Source organism: Spirulina subsalsa FACHB-351 (assembly GCF_026130165.1).
GTDB lineage: Bacteria > Cyanobacteriota > Cyanobacteriia > Cyanobacteriales > Spirulinaceae > Spirulina_A > Spirulina_A subsalsa_A.
This window is the reverse complement of the sequence record NZ_JAIHOM010000149.1, coordinates 1-10,987: the sequence shown is the minus strand read 5'-3', so window position 1 is coordinate 10,987 and position 10,987 is coordinate 1. Positions and strand designations below refer to the sequence as shown.

General features: G+C 48.9%; 10 protein-coding genes and 1 pseudogene. 9 read left to right on the top strand and 2 right to left on the bottom strand.

All coding sequences use genetic code 11. The annotated features are described in order from the left end of the window. Nucleotides 1-124 precede the first annotated feature (124 nt). The 6 genes and pseudogenes from K4A83_RS20165 to K4A83_RS20140 all read left to right on the top strand — a co-directional run. Nucleotides 125-316, top strand: a pseudogene (locus K4A83_RS20165) (Uma2 family endonuclease); the annotation flags it as partial. A 23-nt stretch (nt 317-339) separates the two neighbouring features. Continuing rightward, nucleotides 340-1,554, top strand: coding sequence for a TIGR03032 family protein (locus K4A83_RS20160; RefSeq protein WP_265266490.1), 1,215 nt, complete (start codon nt 340-342; stop codon nt 1,552-1,554). Nucleotides 1,555-1,821: 267 nt separating this feature from the next. Next, nucleotides 1,822-1,983, top strand: coding sequence for a hypothetical protein (locus tag K4A83_RS20155; RefSeq protein ID WP_265266489.1), 162 nt, complete (start codon nt 1,822-1,824; stop codon nt 1,981-1,983). A gap of 21 nt (nt 1,984-2,004) precedes the next feature. Continuing rightward, nucleotides 2,005-4,737 carry a DUF4114 domain-containing protein gene (locus K4A83_RS20150; RefSeq protein WP_265266488.1) on the top strand — a complete coding sequence of 911 codons (2,733 nt, stop codon included), beginning with the start codon at nt 2,005-2,007 and terminating at the stop codon, nt 4,735-4,737. 216 nt (nt 4,738-4,953) lie between these two features. After that, nucleotides 4,954-5,979 carry a helix-turn-helix domain-containing protein gene (locus K4A83_RS20145; protein ID WP_265266486.1) on the top strand — a complete coding sequence of 342 codons (1,026 nt, stop codon included), beginning with the start codon at nt 4,954-4,956 and terminating at the stop codon, nt 5,977-5,979. 488 nt (nt 5,980-6,467) lie between these two features. Next, the gene (locus K4A83_RS20140; RefSeq protein WP_265266484.1) at nt 6,468-6,905 is read left to right on the top strand and encodes a hypothetical protein; all 438 of its coding nucleotides are present in this window, start codon (nt 6,468-6,470) and stop codon (nt 6,903-6,905) included. On the opposite strand, the gene K4A83_RS20135 is transcribed toward K4A83_RS20140, so the two are convergent. Both K4A83_RS20135 and K4A83_RS20130 read right to left on the bottom strand, forming a co-directional pair. Beyond that, the gene (locus tag K4A83_RS20135; RefSeq protein WP_265266483.1) at nt 6,902-8,683 is read right to left on the bottom strand and encodes a response regulator; all 1,782 of its coding nucleotides are present in this window, start codon (nt 8,681-8,683) and stop codon (nt 6,902-6,904) included. The two genes, K4A83_RS20140 and K4A83_RS20135, sit on opposite strands and share 4 nt — an antisense overlap. A 249-nt stretch (nt 8,684-8,932) precedes the next feature. Next, nucleotides 8,933-9,274, bottom strand: a complete 342-nt coding sequence (locus K4A83_RS20130; RefSeq protein ID WP_265266482.1) for a ribbon-helix-helix domain-containing protein — start codon at nt 9,272-9,274, stop codon at nt 8,933-8,935. 192 nt (nt 9,275-9,466) lie between these two features. On the opposite strand from K4A83_RS20130, the gene K4A83_RS20125 reads away from it, so the two are divergent. From K4A83_RS20125 to K4A83_RS20115, 3 genes are all read left to right on the top strand, one after another. Continuing rightward, entirely contained in the window at nt 9,467-9,769 is a 303-nt protein-coding gene (locus K4A83_RS20125; protein ID WP_265266481.1) for a hypothetical protein, read from the top strand. 122 nt (nt 9,770-9,891) lie between these two features. Next, nucleotides 9,892-10,401, top strand: a complete 510-nt coding sequence (locus K4A83_RS20120; RefSeq protein ID WP_265266480.1) for an HNH endonuclease — start codon at nt 9,892-9,894, stop codon at nt 10,399-10,401. A 122-nt stretch (nt 10,402-10,523) separates the two neighbouring features. Further along, on the top strand, nt 10,524-10,931 hold the full coding sequence (locus K4A83_RS20115) for an alr0857 family protein (RefSeq protein ID WP_265266479.1): 408 nt from the start codon (nt 10,524-10,526) through the stop codon (nt 10,929-10,931). Nucleotides 10,932-10,987 lie beyond the last annotated feature (56 nt).

Sequence of the window (10,987 nt, the reverse complement as noted above, 5' to 3'; positions counted from 1 at the left end):
ATCGCGGTCGGACAGCCCGTGATTCAAAATGCTTTCGGAGACGTTCTGTCGGGGTCAATTTCTGATTGGCTAGACAAGAGTCTATGAGGAAAGAATCCACTCGCCTTTAGGCAGTGGAGTGTCAAAAGACAAGTTGCAAGAATATATCGACAATGGGACTCAGTTGGGCTGGTTGATTAACCCACAACAGGAACAGGTGGAAATCTATCGGCCTAGTCAAGGGGTGGAGATTTGGCCGAATTCTCGCCCATTAGCTGGGGAAAATGTTCTGCCGGGGTTTGTGTTAGATTGGCAACGCATCATCACTAATCACTAATCAGATCACTGATTACTGAATCCATGACCCAAGCAAACACCGTCCCCCCTCTTAGCTTTAGCTGCTCTCGCCAGTTTATCCCGTGGTTAGCGCAACAGCAAATTAGTTTAGCCTTTACCACCTATCAAACCAACCGCCTTTTCCTCCTTGGCATGAAACCCGATGGCTCCTTGTCCATTTTTGAGCGTCTGTTTCAGCGCCCGATGGGATTGTTTAGCCAACCGAATCGCCTCTGGATGAGTACCCGCTTCCAGTTGTGGCAGTTGGATAATGTGTTAACCGGGGGACAGTTTCATAAGGGCTATGATCAACTATATATTCCTCGCATTGCCTACACAACGGGAGATATAGATGTTCATGATCTGGTAGTGGATGAACGCGATCGCCCCATCTTCGTCAACACCCTCTTTAGTTGTGTCGCCACCGTCAGCGATCGCCATAGTTTCACCCCCCTCTGGCAACCCCCCTTTATTACCCAACTGGTTCCCGAAGATCGCTGTCACCTCAACGGCCTCGCCCTCGTAGACGGCAAACCCCGCTACGTCACAGCCGTCAGTCGTTCCGATGTGGCCGCCGGGTGGCGACAACGACGACAGGATGGGGGATGTGTGGTGGATATGCAAACCAACGAGGTGATCCTGACTAACCTCTCCATGCCCCATTCCCCGCGCTGGTATCGAGGAAAATTATGGCTTCTGAACTCAGGAACAGGCGATTTCGGCTACTTTGACCCCGTGTTAGGTCAATTTGAACCTGTAACCTTCTGTCCGGGCTATTTACGCGGTTTAACCTTTTATCAGGATTGGGCTATTGTGGGACTATCCAAACCCAGAGGCGAGCAAACCTTTAGCGGATTGGAACTTGAAGACCGATTGACCGCCAAAGATGCGATCGCCCAATGTGGCCTCCTCTGGATTAACCTCAACACCGGAATCATCGACCACTGGCTACAAATCGACGGCGTAATCAGTGAACTGTACGACGTGCAAATTATCCCCAACGCCTTACGTCCAATGGTATTAGGCTTCATGACCGACGAAATTTGTCAACTGATCACCCTCGAACAACAACCCATTCCCACCATTTCCCCCGACCAACTCCACCCCCTTGATTCTCCCCTCTCTAACCCATCCCAGCCCAATTCTGAGCCGAATTTAACGTTTTTAGAAGACGAACTCGAACGCGGAGCAAATCAAGCTAGTATAGGGGACAATCCTCTATACTGGCAGGGGAATTAGCCCACTTCCCCCGGCAAAGCAACATCCGGGACGAACGTTCACCTTTGTTGTTCAACGTTCACTTTTAGTCCTCACACTCACATCCTCGGATTGTCTCATCCCCCTCCCTCGCCGAGTTCCCTTTGATCTGAATATCAGGTCAGCAGAAAGCTCATGCTATAACAGAAGGAGACTGCTCGAATCAAAAGCCTTAAGGGGATAGACCCGCTCAGAACAACTGACTGGCTAGGGCAGCACCCAGCCTGTAGCGCGGTAGATGATGCCCCCATGTCCGTGGATTTACGCCTTCATGTTCTCGTAAAAAATGATGACCAATCAGGGCAAACCGCCCTACAATATGCCCAGTGCATCCTAACTCACGATAAACCTTTGAGCATTCATCGTTTTGCCCTAGACCCAGCCTCTAGCTATCTCCTATCCCTAACCTAGTTTTACAGAGCATCAACCATCATGGCGGAAAACGTTTTTACTCTCCAAACTCCTGTTAATGATCCAGTCGTTAATAATGGGCTGGTATTAGTTAATACAACCTCACGAGCGCTCACCGCCCCTACCTTTGTGGATCTAACGGGAGACGGTCAGTTAGAAGCCGTAATCGGGACGAATGCAGGCAGAGTGGCCTTCTTCAAACTCAACGAAGACGGTCAATATGAAGACCTCACCGGGGAGTCGAATGACCCTTTCCGATTTATTCGCATAGAAGATCCGATAGATACCCAATTTGGAACTCCCCTCATCCCTAGCTTTGCCGATGTTGATGGCGATGGAGACTTTGATTTATTCCTTGGGGCTGGCGATGGAGAAATCTTCTTTTTCCAAAATATTGGTTCAGCCACCAATCCCCAATTTAGGGCGCCCATCCCCAATTCAGCAGGAGGCACCGGAGAACTCAATCGGGCCGACGCGGATCGTTCCACGGTACAGGGAAATTTGTTTGGGATCACTGCCGCCACAGCCTACGCCGCCCCCACCTTTGTCGATATTAATGGGGATGGTAGGGTAGATTTATTTATTGGCCAATATAATAACCGGGCTAACCCAACAGATCCCTATATTGTTTATTATCAAAACACGACCCAAGACACCAACTTAGACGGGCAAATTTCACTTAATGAAATCAGCTTTGCTCCCAGAACAGGAGCAGAAAATCCCTTAAATGGTGTGGGGCCAGTTAATAGCACAGAGCCTTTTGAGATTTTATATCCGAGCTTTCTGCAATATAGTAATTCGCAGACCTATGATGTCTTTATTGGGCAAAGAGACGGCAAAATTATTTATTATCAAAACACCGGAACAATTCAGTCTCCCAACTTTGTCCAGCGAGATGATATTAACCCATTTAGATCCTTTAATGAGTTACCCGGTGGACCGAGAGGACAACGGTCTACCATTGCCTTTGGTGATTTAACGGGAGATGGTAGACCGGATGCTTTAGTCGGGGTTCAACAAGAAGAAATTGGGCTGCGTTTTTTCCTCAATGAAACCCTATTTCCCGAGATTCGAGTTGAACGATTAGACACCAATCAAGTCGTTTTAGATGGAACAACTCTCGCCATTACTGATGTTAGTTTTAATCAGGCGACCGTTGCCACCACCTTCCAAATTACCAACGTCGGTCGGACAACCATGAACTTGGGAACTCCGACCATTGCTAACCCCAATTTATTCACCCTCAATCAAACCGGGTTTCAATCGGTTCTCGCCCCCGATGAAACGACGAGCTTTACCGTTGCCCTCAATAGCGGGAACTTGAATAATCTCAATAGTCAAGTGTCCAGTGTGGTGAGTTTTGGGGTGGATGATCCCAATATTGTTCAACCCTTTGATTTTACAGTTCAGGGGATTGTGCGATCGCCCAGAATCGAAGTTCGACGAGGAGAACAAGTCATCGCCGACGGCACCACCTCCCCCATCGGTTTAGGCACCCTCGCTCTCGGCGCACCCGGGCAATTTACCACCTTTACCATCACCAACAACGGCTTAGATGACCTAATCTTAGCCGTCCCTACCGTAGACACCCCCGCCTTTAGCCTCAATACCCAAGGCTTTAACCCCGTCGTGGGTCCAAATCAGTCCACCAGTTTCGGTCTAGCTGTCAATAGTGCCAATCTCGGCACCTTCCAAGGCACCGTCCGATTTGCCGCCAATGATCCCACCATTACTGGACTATTTGATTTTGCCATTTCCGGTAACGTAACCGCAGACGGACAGCCTCCCACTCCTCCTGGGCCTCCTGTGCCTCCTCCGGCCGGGGATGTTCTGTTCTATGACCCCACCAGTCGTTTATTCCGTTTAGGCACCGGACAACCGGATAACTTAGAATTCCGTCTCACCGGAACCAATGCCGGAAATATCTCCGAAATCCGAGTTTCCCGCTTCTCAGTCACTGGGGAACTCGCGGGTCAACAATCCCTCTTCTCGGTTTTACCGGGCATCTTCCGACCCGGTGGTTTTGGCGCAGATCAACAAGTTTCCATCTTTACCGATCTTCGACCCGGCGAGGTCTTTGGGGTGGACCTCATTGGTCCCAATGGGGTCGTTGCCTTCAACAGTCCTCAACTATCTGTCTCTCAAACGGCAGCAGGTCAATATTCCCTGAACTTTGGCGAGTTGTCCTTATCCCTACAGCAAACCGGGGGGATTCCCTTGGGGATTCAATTTGACGGACGACAAACCCAACTCCAACCGGAACAGGAAATCCTTGATTTGCGAGGTCTGCAAGGAAACGTGAGGGCTACCTTTACCCTCTATCGTGAGGCGGCCTTTACCAACAATTTCAACCTCTATCGCATTGATGACCCCAGTGGTCGGGTGAATGGTATTGCGCCCGGTGAGGCCGGATACGCTCAAGCGGCCATTGAAAACCGAGTTCCCGATATTTCCTTTAATGTGGGGAATCAAAATGTGGCGCAGTTCTCTAGTGTCTTTGCGGCTGGAGCGCTTTATGCACCGTTTATTGTGGTCAATGGAACCACTCAGGATCTGATGGCTGTCAATCCTCAAAACATCCAGGGAACCAGTAATATTGTGGCTTACTTCCCCTTCATTGGAGCCAATCCGGATCGGGTGGATCATGTCTTGTTATTTGGCAGTAACGTGATTGGATTTGAGGATCTCCCCGGAGGAGGCGATCGCGATTTTAATGATCTGATCGTGCGCATTGATGTCACTCCAATGGCTTAGACCCTACCGCTAAACTTTCCCCCTTGGGGGTGTCTTCACCGGACACCCCTATTTTTTTGTCGGCCTTTTCGCCCATCCTGCACAAAACCATCCGGATTTACCTCTCTGCTCTGGGAAAAAGTGGGCAGATGATCGTGGGGGTAGGTGCCGGAGTCACACCAACATCACCAAAATCTTGATTGTGCTATTTATGTGGGTACGGAGACAGAACGAACTATGGAATTACAACTAGCAGTTGCACAGGCTGGCGCGGCAACATCAACTAATAACAGTGTCACCTCACTCGGAGTCGTTCAATCCCTCTTTTCGCAAATTGAAGCCGAACTGATGGAAAGTGAGATTTATCAACAGGCCATGAACGGACTACAAACCGTCACCGAAGAGGCATTAAGTCAGGCTCAGTCCTTAGTCCAGTCCCTCGGACGGGAAGCCATTCGCATCGCCGTGCGCCAAATTGCCCAGCGTTATCATGTGGCCCCCAATCTGCCCAAAAGTAAAGTCGTGTCCATTCATACCAAAAATGTGGCCGCCACCGAAGTTGAAGACTCTGCGGCAGAACAGACCCCAGACATTCACCCTGTCGGGGAAACTCGGGAACAGTCTACGCCTATCCCAACACTACGACCAGATACCGAGTCCCCTGTTGAACCGAAAAACCAATTCCTGAAACTCCAAAAGAGAATGAGTAAAGCCCAACGCGCCCAACTCGCGATTCAAGAACGCAACGAAATTTGTCAGCAAATCGGCAAAACCCTTAAAGAAGCCCGAGAAGCCCAAGGAATGTCTATTGGTCAATTACACAGTAAAACATTAGTTCAAGTGTTTTATATTAAAGCCCTTGAAGAAGGCAGACTGGATCAATTGCCGGAGGACATTTACTTACGGGGCTTTATTCGCCGTTTAGGGAATACCTTGGGACTGGATGGTAAGACCTTAGCAGAGGCATTACCCAAATCCATACAGCCCAATAATGCCGTTCCCTCTTGGTATTCTCCGGGGTTGAATGGAGGTGCGGGACAAGTGACCTCCCTGCATATGTATTTAGGTTATACTGCCCTCGTCGCGGGTGCGGTGGGAGGATTAGCTTGGTTATCCTCTCATCAAGAAAGTGTGAGCGCCATTGTGGAGTCTGAGGCCTTACCCACTCCAGAATCTGTGTCCCAGTCCTCTAAACATAGTCAAAAGGTTATCCCCCAAGAGCAAACCACCAGCATTGCTCCCCCAGAGTTAATGAATAATTAGGGTTTGCTGAATAACTCGGGGAGCAGGGGAGTCGGGTGTAATGTCATTGACTAACTTTGACTAACTTTAGCCAGAAACCGGGTTGCATTCATTGTCTAGTTTTCTCGATACACCCTAGCAAAAACCCGGTTTCTCATGTCAATTGTCAATTATCAATTATCAATTATCAATTCCCTGCTCCCTGGGTAACATTGCTCAGAGCCATCCTAGCCGTTTCGGGGAGAAAAAGGAAACGCCCCTTTTTCTCCCCGAGTTTTTCATATTTGGGTGTTACTCTAATGCTTATTGGTGAAGTTAACTTCAGCCTGTGATCGGTTGACTTAAGTCCCCGTTAGCTGCATCAGATCACTTTTCCTAGGCTCAAGGGAACTGGTGGTAACGATTTCATCTCTCTATAATAGATAGTCATAACTCCACTCAATTCCCAGTGACCTCCAGAAGGAGGGATTAAGTAATTACCCATTCATTGTTTACTAGGCAAGACGGTCATGAAGACGCAATCCTATGAAGAAATCAGAGTAAACTATCCCGAAGGAAGAGAATTAATTGAGTCTTCCTATCTATCCTCATCTGGATTGGATCTGGGCAAGTTGGATCAGAATAAGGATTGTCTAATGCCTCAAGACCAAAACCCCTATGACTCGCCACAAGTCTCCTCACTGTCTTTTGACCAAGTAGTGAATAATATTAAACGGATTGAACGCCTCTATGTGATTTATTCAGAAATTCTCCAATATCGCTGGATTTCAACGGCAGAAGTGGCTTTAGTGCGAGAATTGGCAACGATAACCTCTCTTCCGGCAGAGCATCGGTTAATGATTTACCGCATTTTACACATGGTTGATAAAAACCGGGTTGAGGTTGTAGAAACGTCGAGTTGGTCTTGTTCCCATCAGGCGATCACCTTCCTACAATGTTTGGTCTAGGTTTGGGCAGGGCTTGAGGTGGCATTTTGCAGTTGTCGAGTGCGTTCTAAACGATTACAGATACAGGTTTTGAGTTGGGAGAGGTTGATGGGTTTACAGAGGTAGTCGTCAGCCCCTCGTTTGGGAATTGGGGGGCAGGATTGATCCTGAAGAGCAGGACTGAGGAGAATAATGGGTAGAACTTTCCACGTGGGATCGTTACGAATGACTTGACAGAGTTCAAGTCCGCTAATGTGGGGCATTTCCAGATCCAAGATTAATAAATCGGGTTTGATTTGGGTGAGGAGTTGCCAGGACTGGCGGGGATCTGAACAGGTGTGAATGGTGAAACCCTCTGGGATAAGGGTGGTTTTGACTTCTTCGAGGAAGGTGGGATCATCATCAACTATGAGGAGATGGCTGGGGAGGTGTTGATGGTCTTGTAAGGTGTGTTGGATGAATTGAAAGACCTGGGCTGGGGTTAAGGGTTTGACTAGAAAGCCTTGGCCTCCTAGACGGGCAACGGTGAGACGTTCGGCAAAGCGATCGCCTACTGTCATGACTAAGACCGGGATTTTCGGGTAACGGGTGGTGAAATAGTTTAAACTCGCCCATTCCCCTTGAGGATCTAACAGAATCAGGTCGGGGGTTTCTTGTTTTAGGAAGGTTTTGGCTTGTTTGAGGTGAGCCACGCTGACCACCCGGACAGACCACAGGGGGGCGGCGCTGGTCAGTTGTTCGACCCAAGCAGAATTAGGGTCAATGATCAGCACGAGGGGAAAGTTTGAGGGGGGATCAATCTGTTGGCGGAGGGTTTGAAGCAGTTGGGTCAGGATTTGGGGGGAGGTGGTGGTTAAGTCGAGCAGTTGGTGTTCGAGTTGCCGGGATAGTAGAGAGGCGTCTGAAAAACCATACATTCCCAAGGAGCCGACTAGCTTATGAGCTTGTTGGGCAGCATCCTCTTGCTGGTCTGGGTTTAGGGTGTTTTTTTCCCACCTTGCGATCGCCTCTTCAATCACCGTCAAGCGATTAAGAATGGCAGGTTTAAACTGTTCCCACGCTTCCTGAATTGCTTGTCGGGTTTTTTCGGCTTTACTCGGTGGCGGAGGCTCTAGCGGCTTTTTATCAGGCAAGGCTCTAAGACGATAACCCACCCCATAGATCGTTTCAATGAGTTGATCTGCTTCTACAGCCTTTAATTTACGCCGTAACCCCTTAATATGCGCTCGGATGGTGTCATCACTGGGAGGATCTTCAAACGACCACAGATGCTCTAAAATCGTGCTTTTATTAAACACACGCTTGGGATTGCGCAGAAATAATTCTAACAGAGCGTATTCTTTCGGCGAGAGATCAACAGGTTGTCCCTTGTAGCTAACATCACAACTACTCGGGTCTAACGTTAACTCTTCCCACGATAAAATAGGCGCACCCGAGGCACTTTGTCGCCGGAGAAGAGCGCGAATCCGGGCAAAAAGTTCAGAAATAGTACAAGGTTTGACCACATAATCATCGGCTCCCGCATCCAGTCCAGTCACTTTATCAGAACTGGAGTCCCGAGCCGTTAACATCAAGATGGGAGTATGGCAGTCTTCTTGACGTAGACGTTGACACAGGGCAATGCCATTGAGTTTAGGTAGACTGACATCTAAGAGAATGAGGTCATAGGTGAAGGATTGGGCATAATCCCATCCTTCCTCACCATCATAGGCAACATCCACCACATAGTTTTGATCAATCAGTGCTTGACTAAGGGTTTGAGCTAGGATGTCATCGTCTTCAACCAGTAAAAGTCTCATGGGATCTCTGAGGGCGCAGAGTGTGGGGTTTCATTGAAACTATCCTAGCGGGTTAGGGGGTCAAAAATATGGCAGGTGCTTGATTTACATAACTTCTCTGGCTCAAGCTTCTCCCATCACCCTATCGTCAAGCCCATTTTGCCCCTTGCCTATTCCCCAACCTTGACCAGAGGATATTCCTGCTGAACAGGTCAAGGTTGGGTGTTTCAGGGGTGAACCTGTGTACTACAACATCCACCCCGGTAAAAACTAGGCGGCTACCATTTGAGGACTGAGGGGAACGAGATCGCCAGTGGTGGTCAAACCAAGGAACATGGGGCTATTTTCTCGAATCAATTCACCACTGAGAACACAATACTCATCTTTTTGTGCGATCGCCTCAAAGGTAGCTCGAATATCTTGTTTAGAGAAGGTCGGTCGAGGGGTGCCGGATTTTTGTTGAACATAGTTCCACAGGATATCTCGGATTAAAGTTTGATAACCCATATTGCCTGAGATAGCTTTCAGCTTATCTTTTAACTCCCTCTCTAAGCGAATACTGGTCACTTCCATTTCAGTGGTCGTTTTGCGAGGTTTGGTGACAGTAGGCATGACGAAAATTTTTCTCCTCAAATAGTGGACATCTTCATAATACAAGTGTAGTATGTAAAGGGTGGGTTTTGACCAGTCTGTTAAGCGAAATTTTCCGACCTGATTTTAAAATCCAGTGATCCTGTCCCGTGATTGGATTAACGCCATTGTTCAAAATTTTGATTATCCCTTGTGATTCCGAGGAGGAGTCCTGTGAACCGTCTCTATTGTGTTGATTACTGCTCTATTTCCCTCACTACAACCCCTGACCCCCAAAGGGGGTTAGGGATTGATTGGGCGATAGATTGGGGTCGGCGCAAGGGATTACAGGTCAGCCGGGAATGGCCTGCTGGGGATCTGGTGTTAGAGTCCCTCTCAGATACACCCCTTGATGCGATCGCCGGATTCGATGATCGGCTTGCCCCAATTCATGGCTCGTTGATCCCCCGTGGGATTTTTAATGGGAAACCCAAACCCAGAAGCGGTCGGGACAGGTCTAAACCTGTACCCCAATAACCTGAAATGATTAAACAGGCTTTATCCCCCGCTTCACCTGCCACAGGAAGCGGGGGTTTTAGTTGCTGGGTGTAGCTTCTCAACTCATTGTCTAATAACGGCTTAAAAAAAGGAGTGTAGCCGTGAGTGTGACTGAACTATTAACGGAATCTGTGGTCGTTTTTTCTAAAAACTACCTTCCCCTGAGTCGGATTAACCTCCGACGGGCGATCTTACTCTTAGTGACTCAAAAAGCTGAACCTCTCGACTTTTACAGCCAAGAGGGTTGGGAAATTCGTTCTTGTAGTGTGGTGCTATGGATTCCGATCCATATTCGCCTAACGGTTGCCAGTACGGAACGAGTGTGGAAAACGCCCTCGGTGACTCGTCGGGAAGTCCTACGGCGAGATCATCATCGCTGCCAATACTGCGGGAGCCACAAGAAACTCACCTTAGATCATGTGATTCCCCGGTCTAAGGGCGGAAAACACAGTTGGGACAACGTAGTTATAGCTTGCGAGCGGTGTAATGGTTTTAAAGGCGATCGCACCCCCCAACAAGCTGGCATGGAGTTACGCACCCAACCCAAACCCCCCGCTAATCCTACCCTCCTCTTTGCCAATCAATTCTGGGGAGACTACATCAGCGATTAGGGTGTGTTCTCTCTCTGGGGGTTAATGGCATCCGCCCAGATGAGGCAGCCCTGCCCTCTAGTCTCCAAGGGCGCAATCCTTGCGCCCCTACCCCGCACTTCCTCTCAACGGAAAACGGATTCATGTTAAAGCTGACTTATACGGAAAACGGATTTTATTTAGAACATTTGACTGTTTCCCTTGAAAACTGGGTGACAGCACGGACGCTGTTAGCTGTGCGCTCTGGGACTCCGATTATCCTTGAACCCTCTAGTGCATCCTTCCTGTTGCCGGGGAATTTGCCCCAGTGGAGTGAGTTGGATTTAGCCATTCCGACAGCAGGCTACGCCGATGCCTCCAATACCATCACTCTGGCGCGCTGTGACAATGAGTACAGAGAAGTCTGTTTACAAGGAACTTGGGTCGTTTCAGACCCGGAGAGTGAAGAGGGAATCTTTATTACCCGTTTAAGTGATCGTCTAGAGCATTTTCTCTATCAATTGTGGCAAGACGCAGAACGGCTCTCCTTACCCACGGGAGAGGGGGAGTAAGGGAGTCGGGAGTCGGGAGTCGGGGAGCAGGGGAGCGGGGGAGCAGGGGAGAGGGG